Source organism: Paenibacillus taichungensis, from assembly GCF_047302525.1.
Lineage (GTDB): Bacteria > Bacillota > Bacilli > Paenibacillales > Paenibacillaceae > Paenibacillus > Paenibacillus taichungensis_B.
On the sequence record NZ_CP168020.1, the window covers coordinates 5,935,062 to 5,960,974 of the forward strand.

Genomic DNA, 25,913 nt, shown 5'->3' on the forward strand with positions numbered 1-25,913 from the left:
TCCTCAGAAGCTTAAATTAATAAGCATTCCCCGAATTTCTCCTACTTGCTGTAATAACGTAATCTTGCCTTCCTCTGTTTCTAAAAGCTCATCAGCCATAGATAATAAGGCAGAGTCTATCTCATCAATTAACTTGTAACGCTTCCCTCTTCCCCGACGATCCCATCCTCGAGTCTCTTTCATAGATACACCGCGACGGACCGTTTCCTCCAGAAACCTCTTTACAAGCTGCTTGTATGCTTTCAATTCTCGAATTGTCATGGAACGAGACAAACGGTCACCCTGCATCTGTATCTCACTTAATCGGCGGGTAAGTTCAGCCTGTGATGCCCGTTCACCCTGGTGATTCATCATATCAGAGAAATTTTTGGATTGAACCGGTTTGGAGCCGGAATCGGAAGAACTGAGTCCACTCTGCATCGGTCGGAATCCAGGGTTGATTTTCATGGAAACGCCTGCTTTCTATCTTAGTAGGCCAATCGCCCATCAGCACAGTGCGCGTTGCGCCTGTGCGTGGAGGAGACCTTATATATGTGCTACATCATACTCTATATATAATAGTAGTTAAATATCACCATATGGATCTATTCGTTGTTAGTCAACCTCTGTCCGAAATAAGATCTTTCCCTGATCGAAAAGTTTTTTCCGGACAGAGAACGCGATTCTTGATTACAAGAAGGACGCTTAATTTTATTTATAATGGCATCATTAAAAGTGTTCGAATCGATCTACCGGAAGAACAAACACGGTAGCTCCGCCTACTTGAACTTCGACAGGTAGCGGCAGGTAAGAGTCGGTTGTTCCGCTCATCGGAGTGACCGGAGTCACGAGCTGTTCACGAACCTTACAGCTGCTGCGAATGACGTTCATTACGGACTCGACCTGACCATCATCGACACCGATCATAAACGTCGTGTTGCCTGCCTTCAAAAATCCACCGGTACTGGCCAATTTCGTAGCCCGAAAATTTGCTTTGACCAATGCGCTGGATAATCGGTTGCTGTCTTTATCCTGTATAATCGCAACAATCAGTTTCATCCTGCATAACCTCCTTCAGATAATAAGCACCTTATGAAATGCCCTGTCTATATATTAGACAATTACTCGTCAAAATCCTTCAAAATCCCTGTCTCAAGCGACAAAATCATTGCTGCCAAGACCTCTTCTTGCTTTTGAGAAGCATCGATGACCTTGATCCTGTCAGGAAACTGTTCCTTCAACAAAAAATAGCCTTCACGCACTTTGCGGTGGAACTCCAGACTTTCGAGATCCAGACGGTTAACTTCACGTCCATCGTGGGCATCAATGCGGGCGAGTCCTGCTTCCGGCTCGATATCCAGATAGAGTGTGACATCTGGTATCAGTTCACCTATTGCAAACCGATTAATGGCCCAAACATTCTCTACGCCAAGACCACGAGCGTATCCTTGATAGGCCAGACTGCTGTCGACAAATCGGTCACAGATAACTGTCTTCCCTGCCTTCAATGCAGGCTCCACCTTCTCCGCCAGATGCTGGCTGCGTGCAGCTGCATAGAGCAGCGCTTCGGTTCGTGCATCCATTGCCGTATGAAGAGGATTGAGGATGATGGCACGTATTTTCTCCGCAATTTCAATCCCGCCAGGTTCCCGAGTAACTACATATGGTATACCCTGTTTTTCAAAGTAAGAACCTAGCTTACTGATCATCGTTGTTTTGCCGGACCCTTCTCCCCCTTCCAACGTAATGAATTTACCTCTGCCCTGCATATGCTTCCCTGCTTTCTATATCGATAATTGCTCCTAATTGTGCTGCGATAATTTATGCCCTCGATCCTCTCCTACTCCAGACTATGAAATAGCCCGCCTAGAGGTGTATATTCATCACTAACGGATTAGGTTGGTTCGAGTATGGTACGAGCTTCTTTCTATAATACCATACATGATCTCGCGTTAGCGGTCAGCTATTCTCCAATATTTCCGATAAGGCACCTGGCCTGATCAGCCGTAAATCATCCATACCCATAGAGGGAGCATGACAGAGCCGGCAATAGCACTGACAATCATGGATACGGAACTCAGCGCTACCGCATTCTCTCCATACTCAAAGGATCTTGCCATACCCAGTGCATGGGAAGCCGAGCCGAGTCCGATCCCATACGCATTTTTGCTACTTACTCTGGCCCATTTCAAAATCATGGGTCCCAATAATATCCCCGAAAATCCGGCTATCATCACAAATAACGAAGTGAAGGATGAATTTCCTCCCACCTGATCAGCCAGTTGAATGGCAACGGGTGTCGTAATGGATTTAGGCAATAATGCGATAACGATATCTTGCGGATAACCCAGCAGCAGCGATATGGCGGCCCCTGTGGACATGCCAACGATGCTTCCACCCAAGGTCCCCCCTAATATCGGGATAATATTCCGTTTCAGTACATCAAGGTGTTTCGCCAAAGGGAATGCCAGGGAAACTACAGCCGGACCCAATAACTCCTGTATCCATTTGCCACCAAGCATGTACGTATCGAGCTTAATACCGGAAATGATCAGAATCAGTACGATTACAGTCGTTGCCGTCAATACGGGCATAAGAATCGGCCACTTCAACCTTCTATATAAATGAGTCGCCGGAATATATATAGCCACGGTCAGGGCAATCATTCCGATTCCGAGGATGAATGCGAGCATGGGATCGCCTCCTTCTTGCCTTGATGCGTCGATCTCCACGCCATGAGCCATTCACTGATTTTCGCAGACAACAGACAGGTAACCAATGTACTAACGATCAACCCCAGAACAAGCAGCACGGTATTGGCTCTAAAAAAATCAAAATGATTGATAATGCCCACCGTGGGAGGGATAAATAATAATTGCAAGTTCGATTGAAGCCAGGATGACCCTTCTTCGCCCCAGCTTATTCTGATCCATCTCAGTTGAATGACGATGAATAAAAGCAGCATCCCGACAATACTTCCTGTTAACGGCAGATGCAGTACAGCCTGAATCAGGTTTCCTATCCAATAAAAACTGTACATCAGTATGACTTGCAGGACTATTCCCGTATATTTTTTTAGCGGAATATCCAAAGTTTGTTCCCTTCTTTCTTATGTCCAGACAACAATGATGTCCTAACTTGTTTGAGCATTTTGCATAAATCCAAAGAGCGTCTTCTAAACTCAATTATTCCCTGATGATTTTCAATGATTGCAGCGAAGTATCCGATACACCATGAAACCTTGCTCCTTCATCTCTCAGTAGCTTAATACGTGAAACCATGGACGCACTTATTCGCTCACCAGCGTACATAAGAGGTATGCCGGGCGGATACGGAATGACCATTTCCGCAGAGCGAAGACCTACACACTTATCAACGGATACCTCTGTCGTATCCTCCTCCATAATCGGCTGCAACGTAAACGGGATGGGCTCCGAGAAAGGAGTTCCTTCTTGAAAATTGTTCCACGTGGAAATATAATTTTCAGAATCTTTTGTAAAACGCTGTGATTGCTCACCAAGAGATTGGCTCCGCTCCTGTTCAAGGCTGATTTGCCGTAAAGCCTGCAACAGGTGCTCGGCATCGCGCAGCGTTGAGCCCAGGCTGAAGAGCAGGACGACGTATCGTTCGTCGCTCATCTCGGGCACGCAGCCGCACGCTTCCAGCTGCTGCTGCAGCCCATAACCGCTCAGCACCCCTGTGCCGTCATAAATGACGGCCTTGAACGGGTCCTGAGCGGTGTAACCCGCGGCTGAAGGCAACTCCGCCGCGGGCACTGCTTCTGGCCGCACCGGTGCACCGGTGGCCTCGGACTTACCGCCAGCTGCCGGCTTCGCCCCGGCTGGCGGCTCTTGCTGCCGCAGCTGCGCGGGCTGCAGCAACCTAAAGCGCGGCAGCTCCGCGAGGCCGCGCTTAAAGGCGTCCACGGCGGCAAGTCCCGCCGTGAAGGCATTCGCGCCCTGCACATGCAGCAAACGGCGCGCCAGATCAAGCGAAGCCATCACCGGGTACGATGGGCTTGAGCTTTGCACCATGGCCAGACGCTGACGCAGCAGGGACCGGTTTAACCGTGGTCCCTGAACGTGCAGCATGGCTCCCATGGTGAATGCAGACAGCATCTTGTGGGTCGACTGCACCACACCGTCTGCTCCGCAGGACAGTGCAGAGACTGGCAGCTCCGGATGCTGCCCATAATGCGCGCCATGCGCTTCATCCACGAGCAGCGGCATGCCTGCCTCATGGCACACCTCAGCGATGGGCTTCAGATCAGCGCCCATGCCGTAATAATTGGGCAAAGTCACAAGCACTCCCTTTGCCTCAGGATATGCTTGGACAGCGGCCTGCACCGTCTCAAGCGACGGCATCACCGCAAGTCCACTCGCTGAATCGACCCATGGCTCCAGGAATACAGCCCTTGCGCCTGCCAGCATCAACCCGTGAATGACTGACTTGTGCACATTACGCTGTACCAGTACAAGACTATTAGGTTCATTACATACGGTCAGCAGCAAAGACAAATTACCAGACGTACTGCCTCCGACAAGGAAGAAGCTCTCCTCTGCTCCAAAACAATCCGCTGCCAACTGCTGTGCCTCCAATATGACCCCCTCAGGATGATGCAAGTCGTCCGTCCCTGAGATTTCCGTCACATCCATCCGCATCATCTCCAGAAACGCACTCACCGGTACAACATCTGCTGCAGATCCGTCAGTACTATTCCCTCCATGAACCATCAGACCGCCAATTTCAATGCCATACCCTTGTTCCTCAGCTTGTCTGAAGCTCTCTTCCCCATCAGTTACTGTCCGTCCCAGACTTTGTTTTCCCTTTGCCTCACCCTCATTACGGTGAATTTCACCAACTTCTCCATCTGACTGCTGCTGGTCCGCTTGCTCCAGTAACCCGCGATAGACTTGTCCATTCTTGTGCCCAGGTACATGAAAAGAACGCTGCCCTGAATCACGATACGAAAGCAACGCCTCATATAAAGGTGCGGTATTTGATTTATGCTCCATTGAATAATCATCCTGTACATTCATAAATTTTGATATTGTTCGTACCAATGCTCTCTCTATAACAACAGAGCTCTCCACGCATGTTTCTATCCTACGATCTGCTGTATTCAAAACGTGTAGGTAAAGCACTTCTCCTTTCATTATATCAGGAATTGTCCAGCCCCCGTGCAAACCACCGTTTCCACCAATGCAGCATCATCATATCCAGTCACCCCATGGGTGCTTATCATGTCCATTTTCCCCTTCTTATTTACGGGATAGAAACAGAAAAAGGCCCCTAGGGCCTCTATGCACATCGATACAAATCAATGTGATGTATCACTAATATGATTTAACGCTCTTTATGCGTTCTTTTGCACCCAAATCTGCTTCATCTGATGAATAAAATAATTGTACTTGGCATCCTGTGCATCCGTATGAACCATTTCTGCTTCGCAAGCGTCACATATAAATTCAGATACAATAAAAATGCCTTCTTTTTTGGTCTGTTCGCAGATAATGCATGTGTGTTCGGCGTGTCCTTCCATCAACCATCCCACCTTGTTTTACGTATTACTATCAGTATTGCACAGTTTCTATTATTTTAAACCTTTTCATAGTGCTTTCTTTCTATAAAATATATATATTCGCCTACCCCTCTATGGGTGTCTGTACCGAAAACAAACATAAGAAAAATGCCATTCGTTCTATACTTCAGCGAGACAGCCTGCATTTGTTACCCATTCTCCTTACCTTATAACGTAGCTAAAACCTCGCAGACCTGCAATTTCTTCTATTATATGAAAACCATGAATGGACAGCCATTACAAGAAACATCCCCGCACTTCATTGTATTTCCCATGTGATTATCTGCTCCTCCTACAGCTATGAAAAACTTATATTCTATAATCTTAAAAAAACTTGGATTTTCAGCCGATATATAATACATCACCATTCAGAGCCTGACAGCCAGATCGTTCGAAGGTATACTTGTATATGATTAACCTACTTCCATATCTTGTACATCAATCTGGAGTCCATACAAGGTTCATATATGCAACTCTGCGTCAAATATCCTTATGAATGAAAACGAATACCTTTTACAAATGAACGTGATCCCAGAAGGAGGATTTGTAATCGTATGATCGCCGAACCGGAGAATAAAGCAACCTTTTATCAATACCGGCTTCTGAAAAAAAAGGCCATTGCCCGCAGCTTAATCTTCAGCTATCTGTCTTTGCCTGTAATTATGCTTTTGTTTAATCTATTGGCATTCTCCTGGACTGGCCTCTTCTACTTTATCCTGGCAGGGCCGATTACTTTGTGGATTCATTATGTCATCGCCAGAACCATATTACTGCTGGTCCGTACCTCCTATGCACGTCGTTGGCGTTGGAATCTCAAAATGCCTTGGTTCGGCTATATTCCAGACCAACATTTCAGCTACCGCATGTTCGTCCGGGTTCACCTCAATATGAGCTGGATTGGGCTATGTATCATTACCGTTTGTTTAATCTGGTCACCCTTGTCCTTCACCCTATCGTTGATTTTCTGGCATCTGTGGCTGCTTGTGCCGCGTCTATATGTTGTTCTTGTTCTTTCACGCGAACGCAAGGATGGGCTTATCAAATTAAATGAACAAGATGTCTCCTACTACCTGCAATAATTGTTTTATCTTTGATCTTAACCTTGCCTAACGCAACGTATAGTCGAAACCAGTAATACATAAGTCGCTAAAGCTCATCCATACGTTCTACCCAAAATGACGCAACCACTCCTTTGGCACTCTTCCATGATTACTGCTCATGCTTCCAAACCTTAAAGGTTATCCACAGTGGATAACCTTTATTTATTTCGCCTCCCTTTCCCCTTTATCCACAGCATGGGTATAGTTAAACTGGTTATCCCCAACGCTGTACATTCATTTTCGTTCTGCCACGCCCTAGCTTGTTGAATACCGTTTCTTATATTGAGTACGTATTAGGCTCATAATCGACCTCCTTTCGATATCTTCTCCCTCTTCTATGTTTACTTGCTCTATAGACGACTGATACAAGCCTCTACAGGCACCTACTATCTTTGCTATCTATGCCTCATGTCTCCTGTGTGAGTGCTGTAAACCTGCCTCTCTACAGCTCCTGGTTAAGTCACCACCAAAAGAAAACCTCCGAACGATCCATTGCTCATCTAATATGGTTCATGACAGACAAAAATAAATACAAAAAGCCCCCGATCACTGATCGGGAGCTTTACTATCATACGGACCATTACACCGTTAATTGTCGAACCATTACATCAAAACACAACTCATTCAATCATCATCATCAAGTGATTTTACTGTCGTCTGGGTAGCTTCACTTTTCGGAACCATCACCGTGAAGAACCCATCATGTACAGCTAGATGTACAGTATGCCCTTCTTTAGCAAATACACGTAGGGAACTTGAGTCATTGGATGTACTCTTGGCTTGCTTTTCTGTCCAGCCCCAGCTTTTAATCTCGTCTAGATACACCTCAGGTATACTAGTGTTCTCACTAATACCAGATAGCGTATATCGAACATAATCCATATCCGAATTGTTTTCAGACTGGTCAGATTTATTCGCCACTTTAGGAACCGGGAAACCCTTCTCGTTTACCGCTCCTTCATAAGAAGTCCATACAGATCCTGCTTCACCGCATCCTACAAGCACGCCTATCAGGCCCAGCAAGAGAAACGAATGAAGAACTAGTCTTCGCCAACTTATCACACACACCCTCCTTTTCACAGCTGCACATTCCAGCTCTGTGGTCAGGTACTTTTAGCATATTTAACATAGTCCTATTATACTGGTTTCGAATGCGTTTTCCGTAACAAAAATGTTACCTTCATTTCAAGACTTTCTAAGGCATTCCATTTACCCTCTTTTGAAAGTCAATCCACCCTCTATTTGTATCAGCTTCCAAAGCCAGAATTCAATCCATCCACCACTAGCTATTCCTGCATTTTTGCTTATAAACAAATAAAAACCACCACCGAATAACATCGGCAGTGGTTCTTTGCTTGGCGGCGTCCTACTCTCCCAGGACCCTGCGGTCCAAGTACCATCGGCGCTAGAGGGCTTAACGGTCGTGTTCGGGATGGGTACGTGTGGAACCCCTCCGCCATCGCCACCAAACGCATAGCTTAGCTTACATTCAGAGATCATTCTCTGAAAACTAGATCCGAAACGAAATTTGCGATTTACAACCTGCATATTGGATAAGCCCTCGACCGATTAGTACTGGTCAGCTCCATGCATTGCTGCACTTCCACCCCCAGCCTATCTACCTCGTCGTCTTCAAGGGGTCTTACATACTGGGAAATCTCATCTTGAGGGGGGCTTCACGCTTAGATGCTTTCAGCGCTTATCCCTTCCGTACATAGCTACCCAGCGGTGCTCCTGGCGGAACAACTGGTACACCAGCGGTACGTCCATCCCGGTCCTCTCGTACTAAGGACAGCTCCTCTCAAATTTCCTACGCCCACGACAGATAGGGACCGAACTGTCTCACGACGTTCTGAACCCAGCTCGCGTACCGCTTTAATGGGCGAACAGCCCAACCCTTGGGACCTACTTCAGCCCCAGGATGCGATGAGCCGACATCGAGGTGCCAAACCTCCCCGTCGATGTGGACTCTTGGGGGAGATAAGCCTGTTATCCCCAGGGTAGCTTTTATCCGTTGAGCGATGGCCCTTCCATGCGGTACCACCGGATCACTAAGCCCGACTTTCGTCCCTGCTCGACTTGTAGGTCTCGCAGTCAAGCTCCCTTATGCCTTTGCACTCTTCGAATGATTTCCAACCATTCTGAGGGAACCTTTGGGCGCCTCCGTTACTCTTTAGGAGGCGACCGCCCCAGTCAAACTGCCCACCTGACACTGTCCCCGCACCGGATTACGGTACCAGGTTAGAACCTAGATACGATCAGGGTGGTATCCCAACGGTGCCTCCACGCAAGCTGGCGCTCACGTTTCAAAGGCTCCCACCTATCCTGTACAGATCGTACCCAAATTCAATATCAAGCTGCAGTAAAGCTCCATGGGGTCTTTCCGTCTTGTCGCGGGTAACCTGCATCTTCACAGGTATTAAAATTTCACCGGATCTCTCGTTGAGACAGCGCCCAAGTCGTTACGCCATTCGTGCGGGTCAGAATTTACCTGACAAGGAATTTCGCTACCTTAGGACCGTTATAGTTACGGCCGCCGTTTACTGGGGCTTCGGTTCACAGCTTCGGATTGCTCCTAACCGCTCCCCTTAACCTTCCAGCACCGGGCAGGCGTCAGCCCGTATACTTCGCCTTACGGCTTCGCACAGACCTGTGTTTTTGCTAAACAGTCGCTTGGGCCTTTTCACTGCGGCCCCCTCGTGCTATTCACACTACCGGGGCACCCCTTCTCCCGAAGTTACGGGGTCATTTTGCCGAGTTCCTTAACGAGAGTTCTTCCGCGCGCCTTAGAATTCTCTTCTCGCCTACCTGTGTCGGTTTGCGGTACGGGCACCATCACCTGGCTAGAGGCTTTTCTTGGCAGTGTGAGATCATGACCTTCGCTACTATAATTTTCGCTCCCCATCACAGCCCAGCCTTAACGATGTGCGGATTTGCCTACACATCAGCCTCACTGCTTAGACGGACATCCATCAGTCCGCGTCACTACCCTGCTGCGTCCCCCCATTGCTCATAACGGCTTACGGTGGTACAGGAATTTCGACCTGTTGTCCTTCGACTACGCCTTTCGGCCTCGCCTTAGGTCCCGACTTACCCTGAGCGGACGAGCCTTCCTCAGGAACCCTTAGGCTTTCGGCGGATCAGATTCTCACTGATCTTTTCGTTACTCATACCGGCATTCTCACTTGTATAATGTCCAGCGCTCCTTACGGTACACCTTCAACCCTTATACAACGCTCCCCTACCCCTGATGCAAAGCATCAAGCCATAGCTTCGGTGGTGTGTTTAGCCCCGTTACATTTTCGGCGCAGAGTCACTCGACCAGTGAGCTATTACGCACTCTTTCAATGGTGGCTGCTTCTAAGCCAACATCCTGGTTGTCTGTGCAACTCCACATCCTTTCCCACTTAACACACACTTGGGGACCTTAGCTGATGGTCTGGGCTGTTTCCCTTTTGACAATGGATCTTAGCACTCACTGTCTGACTCCCGGAAGTAAGTCTATGGCATTCGGAGTTTGACTGAGCTTGGTAACCCTTGCGGGCCCCGCACCCAATCAGTGCTCTACCTCCACGACTCTGTTTTCCGAGGCTAGCCCTAAAGCTATTTCGGGGAGAACCAGCTATCTCCGAGTTCGATTGGAATTTCTCCGCTACCCCCACCTCATCCCCGCATTTTTCAACATGCGTGGGTTCGGGCCTCCAGTGCGTGTTACCGCACCTTCACCCTGGACAGGGGTAGATCACCCGGTTTCGGGTCTACGTCCACGTACTAAGTCGCCCTATTCAGACTCGCTTTCGCTGCGGCTCCGGCTCTTCACCTTAACCTTGCACGGGAACGTAACTCGCCGGTTCATTCTACAAAAGGCACGCCATCACCCCTAAAACGGGCTCTGACTTTTTGTAAGCACACGGTTTCAGGTTCTATTTCACTCCCCTTCCGGGGTGCTTTTCACCTTTCCCTCACGGTACTGCTTCACTATCGGTCGCTAGGAAGTATTTAGCCTTGGCAGATGGTCCTGCCGGATTCATACGGGGTTTCACGTGCCCCGCACTACTCGGGATCCGTCTCGGAGGGAACAGACTTTCAATTACAGGGCTTTTACCTTCTTTGGCGGGCCTTTCCAGACCTCTTCGCTTAACCGGTTCCTTTGTAACTCCATGTGAGACGTCCCACAACCCCAAAGAGCAAGCTCTCTGGTTTGGGCTTCTCCGCGTTCGCTCGCCGCTACTGACGGAATCACTATTGTTTTCTCTTCCTCAAGGTACTTAGATGTTTCAGTTCCCTTGGTATGCCTCTGCATAACCTATGTATTCAGTTATGAGTAACTGGAAATTACCCCAGCTGGGTTTCCCCATTCGGACACCCCCGGATCAAAGCTTGCTTACAGCTCCCCGAGGCAGTTTCGTTGTTCGCCACGTCCTTCATCGGCTCCTAGCGCCTAGGCATCCTCCGTGTGCTCTTAGTAGCTTAACCATATCGCTCGTGTTCGAGCTGTCTCTTCCCTTGTTTTGCTTGCGCAAAGCCAAAAGTCGTTCCATTTCGATCACTCGCTCATGCAATCTACCGTTTTTATTGAAACTTGTTTAACACAAGTTCAGCTTAAAAAGGAATGTTCTAAATCGCAAAATTTCGTTTCGATATCTAGTTTTCAAAGAACAAGCTCCATGCAAAAGCAAGCTGTTTGAGAGTTTGAGCTCTCAAAACTGAGCAACGAGTGAGTAGTTTTGCAGCTAAGCTGCGTATTTGAATGTTTCCACGCGGGAAACGATTCTCCATAGAAAGGAGGTGATCCAGCCGCACCTTCCGATACGGCTACCTTGTTACGACTTCACCCCAATCATCTATCCCACCTTCGGCGGCTGGCTCCTTGCGGTTACCCCACCGACTTCGGGTGTTATAAACTCTCGTGGTGTGACGGGCGGTGTGTACAAGACCCGGGAACGTATTCACCGCGGCATGCTGATCCGCGATTACTAGCAATTCCGACTTCATGCAGGCGAGTTGCAGCCTGCAATCCGAACTGAGACCGGCTTTTTAGGATTCGTTCCACCTCGCGGCTTCACAGCCCGTTGTACCGGCCATTGTAGTACGTGTGTAGCCCAGGTCATAAGGGGCATGATGATTTGACGTCATCCCCACCTTCCTCCGGTTTGTCACCGGCAGTCACCTTAGAGTGCCCACCCGAAGTGCTGGCAACTAAGATCAAGGGTTGCGCTCGTTGCGGGACTTAACCCAACATCTCACGACACGAGCTGACGACAACCATGCACCACCTGTCTCCTCTGTCCCGAAGGAAAGATACATCTCTGTACCGATCAGAGGGATGTCAAGACCTGGTAAGGTTCTTCGCGTTGCTTCGAATTAAACCACATACTCCACTGCTTGTGCGGGTCCCCGTCAATTCCTTTGAGTTTCAGTCTTGCGACCGTACTCCCCAGGCGGAGTGCTTAATGTGTTAACTTCGGCACCAAGGGTATCGAAACCCCTAACACCTAGCACTCATCGTTTACGGCGTGGACTACCAGGGTATCTAATCCTGTTTGCTCCCCACGCTTTCGCGCCTCAGCGTCAGTTACAGCCCAGAGAGTCGCCTTCGCCACTGGTGTTCCTCCACATATCTACGCATTTCACCGCTACACGTGGAATTCCACTCTCCTCTTCTGCACTCAAGTCACCCAGTTTCCAGTGCGATCCGGGGTTGAGCCCCGGGATTAAACACCAGACTTAAATGACCGCCTGCGCGCGCTTTACGCCCAATAATTCCGGACAACGCTTGCCCCCTACGTATTACCGCGGCTGCTGGCACGTAGTTAGCCGGGGCTTTCTTCTCAGGTACCGTCACCTTGAGAGCAGTTACTCTCCCAAGCGTTCTTCCCTGGCAACAGAGCTTTACGATCCGAAAACCTTCATCACTCACGCGGCATTGCTCCGTCAGGCTTTCGCCCATTGCGGAAGATTCCCTACTGCTGCCTCCCGTAGGAGTCTGGGCCGTGTCTCAGTCCCAGTGTGGCCGATCACCCTCTCAGGTCGGCTACGCATCGTCGCCTTGGTGAGCCGTTACCCCACCAACTAGCTAATGCGCCGCAGGCCCATCCCCAAGTGACAGATTGCTCCGTCTTTCCAGTTCTCTTCAGGAGAAGAAAACAACTATTCGGTATTAGCTACCGTTTCCGGTAGTTGTCCCAAACTTGAGGGCAGGTTGCCTACGTGTTACTCACCCGTCCGCCGCTAACCATCCGAGAAGCAAGCTTCTCATCAAGTCCGCTCGACTTGCATGTATTAGGCATGCCGCCAGCGTTCGTCCTGAGCCAGGATCAAACTCTCCAATAAAGTATTGAAAAGAGCGATAAGCTCATTTTGAAACTGACGAGATTAAAAATCTCATTTGTGCTCCAGTCGATTCAAGCCAAGGCTTGTTTCAAACTTTCGCGTTCATTCTGCAAGCAGAATGTTTACTCACTCGTTGTTCAGTTTTCAAAGATCAAACTTGTTTCACTGCCAGGTGTTGTTCACCTCAGCAACTTTTATATCTTATCACATCCGAACCAACTTTGCAAGCTCTTTTTTTAAGTTTCTTTCGAAGCTTATTTCATTCGCTTGCCGCACCGTGTTTCTCGTGTTTTCTTGGCCGGACTTAGAATATACCATGTACAGATTCGGAACGCAAGCTTTATTTTTAATAAAGTTATCTCTTACATTAAGCTAATAAAAAAAGCCTCTCCATATTGGAAAGACTCCTATTCTTATATTTGAACTGAAGATTGAGCTAGCCAATGACTTCCTGGATATGTAGCTGCCTTTGCTGCATCAGATTGATGATAGTTCCCTCTATCGATACCATCGGCCGTGTAGGATGATCCCGATCAGAGAATATGATCTCACCAATTTGATTATTGCTAAGCTTCACTCGAATACCGTTATGGATCTGTGTGGAACGCTGAACGAATACATTCACGATGGCAGGATCCAATTTGCCAAAAGCCTCACTCTGAATTTGTTCAAGTACCAGGTACGGTGACTGCGCCTTGCGATAGATCTTCTCCAGAGTCATGGCGTGGAAGATATCAGCGATAGCTACAATCTTGGCATAGATATGAATCTGCGTGCCGCTGAGCTGTAACGGGTAACCCGATCCATCCACTTTTTCATGATGCTGCAATGCTGCGAGTCTAGCTCCCTCATTGATGGCCTTCGCCTGTTTCAGCACCTGATAGCCATACTTCGTATGCTGTCGGATCTCCGCCTGCTCTGACGCAGTTAACGTAGAGGGTTTATGAAGGATCTGTGGATCCACTTTGTTATTACCAATATCATGGAACAATCCTGCAAAAGCTACCTGCATCCAGTCTTTGGACGGCAGATCCATCCACTGGGCCAACTGATAAGATGTAATGGCACTCAATACGGCATGGTGATACACATAATCATGTTCTTGAATGACTCGTGGACTGAAGGTAAGCACGTTATACTGTTTGAGATGAACAAACAATGCTTCCAGCTGTGTCCGTAACTCATATACAGGTAATTCAGCCGCCAGGGAGGATAGAAAAGCATTTTTGGTCAGTCCAACCATCTTTTCATACTCTTCATGTAAAGACGGTTTTGCGGGTGATGAGACTGCGCTGCTGCCTTTCCCTGCCCGTTCTCCGTTCTTCTCATTACCTGCATGGCCTGAAGACGTAGATGAATCCTTAGAACCTGTACTGCTTGTCCCTGTTCTCTCTTGCTCGATGTCCACTTGATGAATCATAAAGGCTCTAAGTACTTCAACATCTTTGGGCAAAATGACTTTGCCCTTCTGAAACAGAACATTGCCACGAAGCGTTTGCACGTCATTTCCCAGTTTAAGTCCTGGTTTGACTTCAGACAGGGTGATTAATCCCATGTTTATTCCCCTCACTCATCATTCTTCTATAATGATAACAAGACCATAGTCCCGGTTTTTCACGTTAATTCCCATTATATTACTCAAAAATCAGGCTGTACATCCCAGATTTCGAGGAGAATGGTCCTGGAGCTGTGAAAATAACAAAGGGCCCCCATATGGGAGCCCTCCAACTTCATTGCAATCATAAAATGATTTTAGTTATAGAAAATTGATCCTATGCTTCGGAACCTGAATTATCGCCCTCAACTTCAGCATCGGAAACCGCGCCCTCATCCAGAGTTGACTCTAGACCTTCAGAATCAGCAGCTTCTGCACCTTCAAGCAATTCTTCGTCGTCTGGTTCTTCCTCATTCTTGTCAATTCGGCTGACTGTAGCTACGGCATCTTCATCGCGAATATGAATCAGCTTCACGCCTTGCGTGTATCGACCCATAGTGGATATACCTTCCATACTCATCCGAATTAACGTACCGCTGGAAGTGATGATCATCAGATCTTCTTCTGTCTTAACCATTTTCAGGCTGACTACCGCACCGTTCTTATCTGTGACGTTAATGGTTTTAATCCCTTTACCGCCACGAGTCTGCATCCGATAATCGCTGACAGGGGTACGTTTACCGTAACCCTTGGCTGTGACAATCAGAACATCCAGTTCCTGATCTACAACGTCCATACCGATTACGACATCCTGCTCATCCAGTGTGATCCCTTTAACCCCGGTTGCACTCCGTCCCATGGAACGAACATTTCCTTCCGAGAATCGGATGGACATCCCGTGAGCTGTACCCATAATGATCTCTTGCTGTCCATCTGTCAGCTTAACATCAATAAGGGCATCATCATCACGCAGGGAAATCCCGATCAGACCGCCTTTGCGAATGTTGGTGTAATCCTCAAGTGGTGTCTTCTTCACAACCCCTTGACGGGTAGCAAAGAACAGAAACTTATCACTTTCGAATTCCTGAACTGGAATCACGGCATTGACCGATTCACCCTGCTCGATCTGAATCAGGTTGATAATCGGCGTTCCCCGTGCTGTACGTCCAAGCTCTGGAATCTCATAAGCTTTGAGACGGTACACTTTACCTTTGTCGGTAAAGAACATGAGGTAATTGTGAGAGTTGGTCACAAACAGATGCTCAACAAAGTCGGTATCTTTGGTGTCCATTCCCACAACCCCACGTCCGCCACGCTTCTGACTGCGGTATGTGGATACCGGCAGACGTTTCACATAGCCTGTATGGGTAATGGTGATGATAACCTCTTCACGCGGAATCAGATCCTCGTCCAGAATGCTCTCTTCACCTACAGTGATTTCGGTACGACGATCATCGCTGAAGCGATCACGGATTTCTTGCAGCTCCGTGCTGATAATTTCGAGCACCAGGTGCTCGTTGGCCAAAATTTCACGATATTCCTTAATTTTGACCATCAGTTCGTTATACTCATTTTCGATGCGCTCACGTTCCAGACCTGTCAGGCGTTGCAGACGCATATCGAGGATAGCTTGAGCCTGATCATGACTGAGTGAGAAACGCTCGATCAGACCTTCTCTGGCTGCATCTGTATTGCTGGATGAACGTATCAACGCAATAATTTCGTCGATATGATCCAGCGCGATACGTAAGCCTTCCAGAATGTGCGCGCGTGCTTCCGCTTTTCTCAGTTCGAACTGTGTACGTCTACGTATAACCTCAATCTGATGCTGCAAGTAGTGATACAACACTTCACGCAGATTCAGAATCTTAGGTTCTTTATTTACAATCGCGAGCATGTTAATCCCAAAGGTGGACTGCATCGCTGTATGCTTGTACAAATTGTTCAGCACCACACCCGGGTTCACGTCTCTGCGAAGCTCAATCACAATCCGCATACCGTTACGGTCAGACTCATCACGGAGATCCGTAATACCATCAATCTTTTTATCACGTACCAACTCAGCAATTTTCTCAACGAGTCTTGCCTTGTTCACCTGATAAGGAAGTTCCGTAACGATAATCCGTGCTTTGTTGTTGTTTTCTTCGATGTTGGTTTTGGCCCGCATCGTTACTGAACCACGTCCGGTTTGATACGCCTGGCGAATCCCGGAGCGTCCCAAAATATAACCGGAAGTTGGGAAGTCTGGTCCGTGAATATAATCCATCAATTCCATGGAAGTGATGTCCGGATTTTTGATCATAGCCTGTACGCCGTCAATTACCTCTCCCAGGTTATGAGGAGGAATGTTGGTCGCCATACCTACCGCAATCCCGCCGACACCATTGACAAGCAAGTTAGGGAAACGAGCTGGCAGAACGACAGGTTCACTTTCTTCACCGTCATAGTTCGGCTGGAAGTCAATCGTATCCTTGTTGATGTCTCTGAGCATTTCCATAGCAATCTTGGACAACCGGGCTTCCGTATAACGCATGGCTGCTGCCATATCGCCATCCACCGATCCAAAGTTACCATGTCCATCTACGTGCATGTAGCGCAGGGAGAAATCCTGTGCCATCCGTACCATCGTTTCGTATACGGCAGAGTCACCGTGTGGGTGATACTTACCGATAACTTCGCCGACGATTCTGGCTGATTTTTTATGTGGTTTATCGGGTGTCATGCCTAGCTCGGACATTGCGTACAGAATACGCCGGTGAACCGGCTTCAATCCGTCACGCACGTCAGGTAAGGCACGGCTCACAATAATGCTCATCGCATAATCCATAAACGATTCACGCATCTCGACGCCAATATCCCGATCTTTAATCTGCGAGTTCATTTCTTCCGCCATGCTGGACCTCCTTCTTGTCCTTCAACAAACATTCCATTCAGTCATTCAAAAATTAATTATATGTGAAGAGCCTAACAAGGCTAAAACCGCACAAGGACGCTACTCTTTATTATATTACTTTCACAAAAGGTAAACAATTAAACGTCCGCTGGGCAATAGCCTTTCTTCCGGGAACTTCAGAGAGTCTGGGGATTCGCCCTGCCTTCCTCCCCATTTGCACATACAATGCTAGAAAAAGCGACAAATGTACTGTGTATATTCAGGCTCAGACCGTTCCCGTTCTACGATCAAACTACATCTGTGCAACAAAACCGCACAAAACGCCATATTTCTCTATTATACCACTGAAATCATCTCTTGTCCTTTGATTTCTCCGCGTCTGCCACTCTTATAAACCCCATTAAAACACGAAAGGACTGATGGCTCTTGGGCATCCAGCGTGTCTCCAGCAAATGGACCAAGACAGCTGTGTTACAACGCAGCCGTAATGTGAATGGATATATACCGGTAACACGACAATATAATCGCCAGACCCTGGAACGGATGACTGAATTATTCGAGTCAAACTATATCAAACCGGATCGGGGAACCTACGGAAATGGCGTTATGCGTGTGAAAACCATCCGTATAAACCCACACACGACTACCGATTCAAACACATCGGAAAACCCTGCTGATCCACTCTCCACTTCCACAGCTGAAGTCGGTGCCGATATCTCTGCTGAGGACCCCCTGACGACGTATGAGCTTCGGTATGGGACGGAGGAGAAATACTTCCATTCCCTAGATGAGCTGGACCTGGCACTCACTGAACGTATCCAGAAGCGGGACTACATCATTCAGCAAGGCATTCCGCTGATGAAACATGATGGATTGCCTTTTGACCTGCGGGTACTGACCCAGAAAAATCTACAACGCAACTGGGAAACGACAGGTATCCTGGGAAGAGTTGCTGCACCGGGCAAGATCATTACCAACATTCATGGCGGCGGACGATTGGCCACCTTTAATGAGTTGGTACGCCCTCATTTTGACCAAGAGCGGTTCCAACAACTGCGCAGTGAGCTATATCGTTTAGGTATTCATACAGCGGTACAGCTACAGAAGTCATTTCCAAGACTCAAAGAGATTGGTATCGATATCGCACTGGACGAAGATGGACGGCCATGGATTATTGAAGTCAACACATTGCCGGGCATCTATGCTTTTGGCCTGTTGCCTGATAAGGAAACGTACCGGAAGATCCAGCGTTATGCGAGAGCGTACGGCAGATTACCCTCCAAAAAGGGGAAAACATCCCGTAACTCCTCCAAAGCCCAGGCTTCCTCTGCCAAAAGCCGCACACATCGATAACAGGCACTCCAGAGTCCAACCTAAAATTTCTATGCTATAACCCCATAATGTAAAAGAGGCGCCCTCGCAGGCGCCTCTTCGAATATCGTTAGATGTCGAGGTTTTTCACGTATTTTGCATTTTCCTGAATAAAGTCACGACGAGGTTCAACATTATCTCCCATCAGGGTGTCGAACATAGCATCGGCCAGCATCGCATCGTTGATCGATACTTGAAGCATGGTCCGGCTCTCAGGGTCCATCGTCGTTTCCCACAATTGTCCGGCATTCATTTCACCGAGACCTTTATAACGCTGGATATTGAACTTCGCATTTTCGCCGAGAGTTGCGATAATTTCATCGCGTTCCTTCTCGGAACCAGCATAACGAATCACTTTATTGCGCTCAATCTTGAACAATGGCGGTTGGGCAATGTATACATAACCCGCCTCAATGATTTTACGCATATAGCGATAGAGGAATGTCAGAAGCAATGTCCGAATGTGGGCACCATCGACGTCGGCATCCGTCATCAAAATAATTTTGTGATAACGTGCTTTGGCAATATCGAAGTCATCACCAATTCCGGTACCCATTGCGGTAATGATCGCTCTGATCTCCGCATTACCCAAAATACGGTCAAGACGTGCTTTTTCCACGTTCAGGATCTTACCACGCAGTGGCAAAATCGCTTGGAAATGACGATCTCGTCCTTGCTTCGCTGATCCACCGGCGGAGTCACCTTCGACGATGTACAATTCGCTGATTGAGGCATCCTTGGATGAACAGTCGGCCAATTTACCTGGCAAAGAGCTGACTTCGAGTGCACCTTTACGACGCGTCAGTTCACGGGCTTTACGAGCTGCTTCACGTGCACGGGCAGCTTGCAGTCCTTTTTCCAAAATGCGACGGGATACGGAAGGATTCTCTTCCAGGAATTCCTGCAGCTTCTCAGCAAACAGGGATTCGACAATTCCGCGCACTTCACTGTTACCCAGCTTGGTCTTCGTCTGTCCCTCAAATTGCGGTTCAGGGATCTTGACTGAGATGATCGCTGTTAGACCTTCACGTACATCATCCCCCGACAGGTTACCTGTGCTGTCTTTAATTACGCCCGCTTTGCGCGCATAATCATTGATAATCCGGGTAAGGGCACTTTTGAATCCGGATTCGTGCGTTCCACCCTCATGTGTGTTGATGTTGTTCGCAAAAGAGTAAATATTCTCGGTGTAGCTGTCATTGTATTGCAATGCAACTTCAACCTGAATGTTGTCTCTTGATCCTTCCACATAAATCGGGTTTTCGTGCAGCGCTTCACGCTTCTGGTTCAGGAAGGAGACATATTCGATAATACCGCCCTCATACAGGAAAGAGTTGGTTACACCTGTACGTTCATCGGTTAAAGTCATGCCAATTCCCTTGTTCAGGAACGCGAGCTCACGAATACGAGTCAGCAAAGTTTCATAGTCATAAACTCTTGTTTCCGTGAAAATCTCCGGATCCGGATGGAACGTAACCGTTGTTCCCGTATCCTCCGTTGTACCGATCGTTTTCAGATCATACTGCGGAGCACCGCGACGGTATTCCTGTTGATACACATGGCCGTCAACCTTAACTGTAACAACAACTTTCGCTGATAGAGCATTGACAACAGATACACCTACACCATGTAGACCACCGGATACTTTGTACCCGCCACCGCCAAATTTACCGCCCGCATGCAGAACAGTCATTACAACCTCAAGCGCAGGACGTTTCATTTTGGCATGTTCGCCGACAGGAATCCCCCGCCCGTTATCGACTACAGTGACGCTGTTATCTTCATGAATAGTAACTTCGATATGATCACAATAACCTGCGAGTGCTTCGTCAATACTGTTGTCCACTACTTCCCAAACGAGATGATGCAGACCTTTGGCACTGGTGGAACCAATATACATCCCCGGTCGTTTACGTACGGCTTCCAGCCCTTCAAGTACCTGAATTTCATCTGCACCATATGAAGGTTGATTCATAGACATGCCTTTCACCTACTTCTATAGATTCAATATCGTAAATATGCGTTAACTAAGAATGCATGCTGAAATGAACATATCCCCGTAATTCCAGTAAGCAATCTAAATAAAGACAAGCAGCAGAAAGTACAATAACTCGTACGGCCGATAGGCTAGAGATCAGGAAAAATGTGAGCTCGCTTCTTTAGCGTAGCTGAGGAAATAGGCGAGTAGTACACAATGTTTTTGGTCACGACAATGGACTTGGCTTCCTCTTCACCAATATGCTCCACTGTTTTTTCCTGCTCGGCATGCGTGACGTACTGCTTGGAGATTTTTGAGGATTTTTCAATCGATATATCAAAAATAGCGACCAATTCGGAAGAACGGATAATCTTCTCACCGCCCAGATGAATGTACATAAGCCCTCACTCCTTAGCGTTCAACCTGTCCGGCATGAACGTGATAAATACTGGCATCTTTGAGCTTGTCAACGTTTAAGCTCTCGATTCCGGTAGCCGTAATAAAGGTTTGCACCTTGCTCTGGAACGTTTCGATCAGTTGCGTCTGACGAAAAGGATCCAGTTCAGACAGTACATCGTCTAGCAGCAGGACCGGATATTCTCCGATTTCTTCATGAATCAGTTCGATTTCCGCAAGTTTAAGGGACAACGCCGTTGTGCGCTGCTGCCCCTGCGAGCCATACGTTTGTACTTCCCGATCGTTAATGAAAAAGGACAGGTCATCCCGATGCGGCCCACTAAGCGTTGTGCCTCGGCGAATCTCCTGCTCTTTCATTTGTGATAATTTTATCATAAATTGGTCCATTAAGACAGCTTCATCTTCCTCAGCGGCTTCGCTGAAGGAAGGAAGGTAGGCCAGACGCAGGACTTCTCCGCCTCCGGTGATGCCCTGATGAATCGTTTCAGCCCACTTTTGCAGTTTCTTTATGAATTGTTTCCTTTTTTTGACGATTTTAACACCATGCTCCACCAGTTGTTCATTCCACACCTCAAGCATGGTCTGGGCTGAAGCGTTCTGCCCCCATAATTGCTTGAGCAGATTATTACGCTGGACGAGCACTTTTTGATATTGCTGCAGATGATACAGGTAGCCTGGAGCCACCTGTCCAATCTCCATGTCAAGAAACCGGCGGCGGACCCCCGGTGTGCCTTTGACAATCTCAAGATCTTCCGGTGCAAACATCACCACATTAAGCGCTCCGACAAAATCACTCAGCTTGCGCTGTTCCAGTCCGTTGATCTTTGCTTTTTTGCCTTGTTGCGACAAAGATAGCTCGAGCTTGACCGATCCGTACTTTTTGTCGACCTCTGCTGCAAGCCTGGCACGTTCTTCACCGAAACGAATCAGTTCCTTGTCGCGGGATGTACGGTGGCTCTTGGTGAGTGCAAGCACAAAAATGGCTTCTGCAAGATTGGTCTTGCCTTGGGCATTTTGCCCGATCAAAAGATTCACAGGACCAAATGAATCTAGTCTCAGATGTTCATAATTGCGGAATTGCTGCAGATCTATGCTGTTCACAAACACGCGGTAACCTCCCTTTTATCCCGTCCGTCAGGAGGCAGCAGGATCTAACTGGTCTTCTTATTGTGCGACAACTTCGAACGAACCTTCTCCGTCCACCTCAACGATATCCCCAGGGTATAACTTTCGCCCCCGGCGTTCCTCAGGCTCTTTATTCACACGTACGAGTCCGTCCTGAAGCAGTGCTTTGGCCATACCTCCGGTTGGGATGCAATCGGCCAGTTTCAAAAATTGGTCAAGCTTAATATATTCCGTACGAATCGCTACTTGGTTCACTATGATCTTCCTCTCGTTAGTTGGTCGTCCGGTAAGGCAATATGACGTACAAGCTGTGACTGTCGTCCAGCGGTTTCAGGATGATGGGGCTCATGACACCAGTGAAAGCGATCATCAGCTGTTCACTCTCCACCACTTTCAGCACATCCAGCATATATTTGGAGTTGAACGAGATTTTCAGCGGTTCGCCGTTAAAGTCGGCAGGTTCGATTTCTTCTCTTACTTTCCCCAGCTCGGAAGAGCTCGATGAAATTTCGATCGATCCAGAATCCATCGTTTGCATCCGCACAATGTTTGTTTTTTCTTCACGCGACAGCAAATAAGCCCGATCAATGGATTCACTTAATTTTTTTGTATCCAAAACGAGTTCTGTTTTGTACGAAGTCGGAATAATTCTAGAAGTATCCGGATAAGTTCCGTCCAAAATGCGCGAATAGAACAGAACACGGTCGATTTTGAACAAAACCTGATTGTCAGCGACAACGATATCCACAAGTGTATTTTGATCCGGCACGATTTTGCTGAGTTCGTTCAGCGTTTTACCTGAGATCACCACATTGTTGAATCTCACACCTTCTGCATTATCCAGCATTGCTGAACGAGTAGCAAGACGATGACGGTCAGTTGCCACAAATTTCAGTTCATTGTCACCCAAACTCCAGAGTACACCTGTCAAAATCGGCGTAGTTTCATGTGTGGAAATGGAGAACACGGTTTGTTTAATCATATTTTTGAGCAAATCTCCTGGAATGGAGACGGTTTGGTTCTCTTCGATGCTTGGCAATACTGGGAATTCTTCTGGATCAAGACCAACCAGTTGAATTTCGGTAGCTCCTGCGGAGATAAAGGTGTTGAAGTTCTCTTTTACCTCCATGTGCACTTCTTGGGAAGGCAGCTTTTTGATGATCTCGACAAAAAACTTGGCTGGCAGTACAACACTACCAGGTTGTTCCACCTGAACAACACTTTTATCACCATCTTCAAGCGGGATGAAGGATTGAATTGAAATATCGGTGTCGCTTGCTGTCAACGTCACACCTTGATGATTAACGTCGAATTTGATACCGCTCAGAATTGGGATCGTCGTACGGCTTGAGATGGCTTTGGATACTTGCTGGATGGATTCGTTCAAGTAGCTTTTCATTATGCTGATTTTCATGGTTTCACTCCTAGCGGGTTTTTTGGGTGTAGAGGTGTTGAAATGTGGTTTTCAAAAGGCCGGAGGCCGAGCTTCGAAATCGCTTATTTGGAGATGATATCTTTTAGATCTTTATAGTAATAATAGTAATAGGGGCACTGAATATGTGGATAAGTGGGTATAAACCCATAAGCCCAAGCCTATCCACATGTGTATACGTTGTGCACAGGCTTGGGACTTATTCAGGTTGGATTCTTAATTTTTTCGGTTAAGTTGTTGATAACTTTATAGAGATCCTGATCGACTTTAATCGCCTGGGAGATCTTTTCGTGCGCATGGATGACGGTGGTATGATCTCGCCCTCCAAATGCTTCACCGATTTTGGGCAGAGAAAAGTCTGTAAGTTCACGAGAGAGATACATAGCAATCTGTCTTGGGAACGCAACGGCCTTGGTCCGTTTCCGTGCTTTGAAATCTTCAAGCTTAAGGCTGTAATACTCGCCGACCTTTTGTTGGATGTCGTGAATAGTGATCATTTTCGGACGACTGGAAGGAATAATATCCTTCAGTGCTTCAGCTGCTAGATGAGTGGTTACATCTTGATTAGTCAGCGAAGAATAGGCAACAACCCGAATCAGGGCCCCTTCCAGTTCACGAATATTGGTATCAATCTGGTTGGCGATGTACATCATCGCCTCATTCGGAATATCCAGGTTTTCCGCACGAGCTTTTTTACGCAAAATAGCAATCCGTGTCTCCAGATCAGGAGGCTGGATATCCGTAATTAACCCCCATTCAAAACGGGAACGAAGCCGTTCTTCCAGGGTCGGAATTTCCTTCGGCGGTCTGTCGCTGGAGATGATGATCTGTTTCCGTTCCTCATGCAGCGCATTAAACGTATGGAAAAATTCCTCTTGCGTCGATTCTTTTCCAGCCAAGAACTGAATATCATCAATGAGCAGAATATCGACACTACGGTATTTGTTACGGAAACTCTCCCCGCGATTATCACGGATCGAGTTAATGAATTCGTTCGTGAATTTCTCAGATGACAAATAAACAACTTTGCTGCCCGGATCATGCTCCAGGACGTAATGTCCGATCGCATGCATCAAGTGAGTTTTGCCGAGACCTACCCCTCCATAAAGAAACAGAGGATTGTATGCTTTGGCGGGCGCTTCAGCGACCGCCAGCGATGCGGCGTGGGCAAAACGGTTACCCGGCCCAATGACAAATGTATCGAATGTATATTTCGGATTGAGCATGCTGAGTACCGCTTCTTCCTGAACAACTGTAGGCGTTGGCGCTGGCAGTTGAGGGTCCGGTTCAGCAGGCTTGTTCTCCTCGATGACAAATTTCACATCGACCTGTTTGCCAAGCAGCTCATATACCGTCGATCCGACCAGTTTGGTGTAACGGCTCTCCAGCCATTCGACGGCAAACGTGGTTGGTGCGGATATGACGATCGAACGATCATTCAGCTTGGTAGCTTTGGTTGCTTTGAACCAAGTGTCAAAGCTGGGTTTGCTGAGCTTGTTTTGTATGATTGATAAAATTTGCTGCCATAAATCAGAAGTATGGCTGTCCACAGACTGTCACTCCTTTTACATGTTCCAAGTGTGGCTTAAGCCATGATGCAGTGTCGAAATACGAGATATATTGTTGAATTTATCCCCAAACCCCCGCAGGTCGAAAACAAAAAAAGAATGAACAACGGAAAATTGTTCACAACTTTATCCACAGGCTGTTGATAATATTATGGGTCAGATCACATATTCACATCCAAAAGTAATACAATCATAGCAAAAGAAGCCCGGCATTTCAATGTATCACGTGATTTTATCCACAAATTCAATAACTTGTGTATAATTTTTAATCACAACACAATATATTGTTTATAAATTGTTTAACTTTCGACAAGATGACCCAAAAACCCAAATTATTTTATACACAGGTTATTCGTCAAATGATGCTGAATTGTGTGTAAAAGTATTCTCAGTTTGTGAATAACCTCTCTGTGGATAACCGTAAAGTGAAAATTGCCGTTTTGGGGATTTACAGGAGAGTAACTCTTCATGCCCGTTTTCCTTTTTCGAAGAAAGGAATTGGAGAAACGACGAAATGAAAGACATGGGAGATCAAGGAGAGGCCTGTTGAACGGAAGGAGCGTTTACTGATTTGTATGAACTGAACTTAGAATTTATTCCTAAAAGAGGTAGGCTGGCTATGCGAACAAATATTGGAGATGGATGCGACTCCAATGCAGCAGATTTGTTTATGCCAAAAAGAGGTTGTTCCTTAAGACCGG

Annotated in this window: 18 protein-coding genes and 3 rRNA genes; 2 read left to right on the top strand and 19 right to left on the bottom strand. The window is 47.3% G+C overall.

The features are described 5' to 3' along the window. Positions 1-3: 3 nt before the first annotated feature. The 7 genes from ACDJ58_RS27025 to ACDJ58_RS27055 form a co-directional block, all read right to left on the bottom strand. Positions 4-447: a YaaR family protein gene (locus ACDJ58_RS27025; protein ID WP_024633694.1), complete on the bottom strand. Its 444-nt coding sequence runs from the start codon at positions 445-447 to the stop codon at positions 4-6. A 261-nt stretch (positions 448-708) separates the two neighbouring features. Continuing rightward, complete coding sequence (locus ACDJ58_RS27030; RefSeq protein ID WP_017691391.1) at positions 709-1,038, bottom strand: cyclic-di-AMP receptor; 330 nt, start codon at positions 1,036-1,038, stop codon at positions 709-711. Positions 1,039-1,100: 62 nt separating this feature from the next. Then, entirely contained in the window at positions 1,101-1,748 is a 648-nt protein-coding gene (gene tmk / locus ACDJ58_RS27035) for a dTMP kinase (protein WP_413373859.1), read from the bottom strand. 231 nt (positions 1,749-1,979) lie between these two features. After that, complete coding sequence (locus ACDJ58_RS27040) at positions 1,980-2,672, bottom strand: LrgB family protein (protein ID WP_413373861.1); 693 nt, start codon at positions 2,670-2,672, stop codon at positions 1,980-1,982. Continuing rightward, a complete protein-coding gene (locus tag ACDJ58_RS27045) occupies positions 2,642-3,070 on the bottom strand; it encodes a CidA/LrgA family protein (protein ID WP_413373863.1) in 429 nt (142 codons plus the stop codon). Before ACDJ58_RS27045 ends, ACDJ58_RS27040 begins: the two co-directional genes overlap by 31 nt. A 94-nt stretch (positions 3,071-3,164) precedes the next feature. After that, positions 3,165-4,994 (bottom strand): aminotransferase class I/II-fold pyridoxal phosphate-dependent enzyme, encoded by a 1,830-nt coding sequence (locus ACDJ58_RS27050; RefSeq protein ID WP_413373865.1) that lies wholly within the window; start codon positions 4,992-4,994, stop codon positions 3,165-3,167. A 341-nt stretch (positions 4,995-5,335) separates the two neighbouring features. Further along, positions 5,336-5,521, bottom strand: coding sequence for a sigma factor G inhibitor Gin (locus ACDJ58_RS27055; protein WP_110002322.1), 186 nt, complete (start codon positions 5,519-5,521; stop codon positions 5,336-5,338). Between the two features lie 593 nt (positions 5,522-6,114). On the opposite strand from ACDJ58_RS27055, the gene ACDJ58_RS27060 reads away from it, so the two are divergent. Further along, positions 6,115-6,639, top strand: coding sequence for a hypothetical protein (locus ACDJ58_RS27060; RefSeq protein WP_413373867.1), 525 nt, complete (start codon positions 6,115-6,117; stop codon positions 6,637-6,639). 645 nt (positions 6,640-7,284) lie between these two features. Here ACDJ58_RS27060 and ACDJ58_RS27065 read toward each other — a convergent pair. From ACDJ58_RS27065 to gyrA, 6 genes are all read right to left on the bottom strand, one after another. Continuing rightward, entirely contained in the window at positions 7,285-7,722 is a 438-nt protein-coding gene (locus tag ACDJ58_RS27065; RefSeq protein ID WP_413373869.1) for a hypothetical protein, read from the bottom strand. A 291-nt stretch (positions 7,723-8,013) separates the two neighbouring features. Then, a 5S ribosomal RNA gene (gene rrf / locus ACDJ58_RS27070) occupies positions 8,014-8,130 on the bottom strand. Between the two features lie 79 nt (positions 8,131-8,209). After that, a 23S ribosomal RNA gene (locus ACDJ58_RS27075) occupies positions 8,210-11,136 on the bottom strand. 305 nt (positions 11,137-11,441) lie between these two features. Continuing rightward, positions 11,442-12,993: ribosomal RNA gene (locus tag ACDJ58_RS27080) — 16S ribosomal RNA — on the bottom strand. Together the 16S, 23S and 5S rRNA genes form the textbook arrangement of a ribosomal RNA operon. Before the next feature lie 436 nt (positions 12,994-13,429). Further along, positions 13,430-14,548 (bottom strand): HD-GYP domain-containing protein, encoded by a 1,119-nt coding sequence (locus ACDJ58_RS27085; protein ID WP_413373870.1) that lies wholly within the window; start codon positions 14,546-14,548, stop codon positions 13,430-13,432. 217 nt (positions 14,549-14,765) lie between these two features. Beyond that, positions 14,766-17,321: a DNA gyrase subunit A gene (gene gyrA, locus ACDJ58_RS27090; RefSeq protein WP_413373871.1), complete on the bottom strand. Its 2,556-nt coding sequence runs from the start codon at positions 17,319-17,321 to the stop codon at positions 14,766-14,768. 426 nt (positions 17,322-17,747) lie between these two features. Between gyrA and ACDJ58_RS27095 the strand changes: the two genes are divergently transcribed. After that, entirely contained in the window at positions 17,748-18,674 is a 927-nt protein-coding gene (locus ACDJ58_RS27095; protein WP_413373872.1) for a YheC/YheD family protein, read from the top strand. A gap of 88 nt (positions 18,675-18,762) precedes the next feature. Here the strand turns inward: ACDJ58_RS27095 and gyrB are convergent, their stop codons facing one another. The 6 genes from gyrB to dnaA form a co-directional block, all read right to left on the bottom strand. Continuing rightward, a complete protein-coding gene (gene gyrB, locus ACDJ58_RS27100; RefSeq protein ID WP_413373873.1) occupies positions 18,763-20,673 on the bottom strand; it encodes a DNA topoisomerase (ATP-hydrolyzing) subunit B in 1,911 nt (636 codons plus the stop codon). A 146-nt stretch (positions 20,674-20,819) separates the two neighbouring features. Beyond that, the gene (gene remB / locus ACDJ58_RS27105) at positions 20,820-21,068 is read right to left on the bottom strand and encodes an extracellular matrix regulator RemB (protein ID WP_017691405.1); all 249 of its coding nucleotides are present in this window, start codon (positions 21,066-21,068) and stop codon (positions 20,820-20,822) included. Between the two features lie 13 nt (positions 21,069-21,081). Further along, positions 21,082-22,194, bottom strand: coding sequence for a DNA replication/repair protein RecF (recF, locus tag ACDJ58_RS27110; RefSeq protein ID WP_024629510.1), 1,113 nt, complete (start codon positions 22,192-22,194; stop codon positions 21,082-21,084). A gap of 57 nt (positions 22,195-22,251) precedes the next feature. Then, positions 22,252-22,467 (bottom strand): S4 domain-containing protein YaaA, encoded by a 216-nt coding sequence (yaaA, locus tag ACDJ58_RS27115; RefSeq protein ID WP_024629511.1) that lies wholly within the window; start codon positions 22,465-22,467, stop codon positions 22,252-22,254. Between the two features lie 16 nt (positions 22,468-22,483). Continuing rightward, positions 22,484-23,626 (bottom strand): DNA polymerase III subunit beta, encoded by a 1,143-nt coding sequence (gene dnaN, locus ACDJ58_RS27120; protein ID WP_079696977.1) that lies wholly within the window; start codon positions 23,624-23,626, stop codon positions 22,484-22,486. Between the two features lie 221 nt (positions 23,627-23,847). Next, a complete protein-coding gene (gene dnaA, locus ACDJ58_RS27125; RefSeq protein ID WP_024629513.1) occupies positions 23,848-25,194 on the bottom strand; it encodes a chromosomal replication initiator protein DnaA in 1,347 nt (448 codons plus the stop codon). Between the last annotated feature and the right edge of the window lie 719 nt (positions 25,195-25,913).

Bases quoted from the DNA above. Each gene is read 5' to 3' on its own strand.
- ACDJ58_RS27085 (WP_413373870.1), bottom strand. From the start codon at position 14,548: ATGGGATTAATCACCCTGTCTGAAGTCAAACCAGGACTTAAACTGGGA.
- ACDJ58_RS27030 (WP_017691391.1), bottom strand. From the start codon at position 1,038: ATGAAACTGATTGTTGCGATTATACAGGATAAAGACAGCAACCGATTA.
- ACDJ58_RS27050 (WP_413373865.1), bottom strand. From the start codon at position 4,994: ATGGAGCATAAATCAAATACCGCACCTTTATATGAGGCGTTGCTTTCG.
- ACDJ58_RS27060 (WP_413373867.1), top strand. From the start codon at position 6,115: ATGATCGCCGAACCGGAGAATAAAGCAACCTTTTATCAATACCGGCTT.
- ACDJ58_RS27040 (WP_413373861.1), bottom strand. From the start codon at position 2,672: ATGCTCGCATTCATCCTCGGAATCGGAATGATTGCCCTGACCGTGGCT.
- tmk (WP_413373859.1), bottom strand. From the start codon at position 1,748: ATGCAGGGCAGAGGTAAATTCATTACGTTGGAAGGGGGAGAAGGGTCC.
- dnaN (WP_079696977.1), bottom strand. From the start codon at position 23,626: ATGAAAATCAGCATAATGAAAAGCTACTTGAACGAATCCATCCAGCAA.
- gyrB (WP_413373873.1), bottom strand. From the start codon at position 20,673: ATGTCTATGAATCAACCTTCATATGGTGCAGATGAAATTCAGGTACTT.
- ACDJ58_RS27055 (WP_110002322.1), bottom strand. From the start codon at position 5,521: ATGGAAGGACACGCCGAACACACATGCATTATCTGCGAACAGACCAAA.
- ACDJ58_RS27025 (WP_024633694.1), bottom strand. From the start codon at position 447: ATGAAAATCAACCCTGGATTCCGACCGATGCAGAGTGGACTCAGTTCT.
- remB (WP_017691405.1), bottom strand. From the start codon at position 21,068: ATGTACATTCATCTGGGCGGTGAGAAGATTATCCGTTCTTCCGAATTG.
- gyrA (WP_413373871.1), bottom strand. From the start codon at position 17,321: ATGGCGGAAGAAATGAACTCGCAGATTAAAGATCGGGATATTGGCGTC.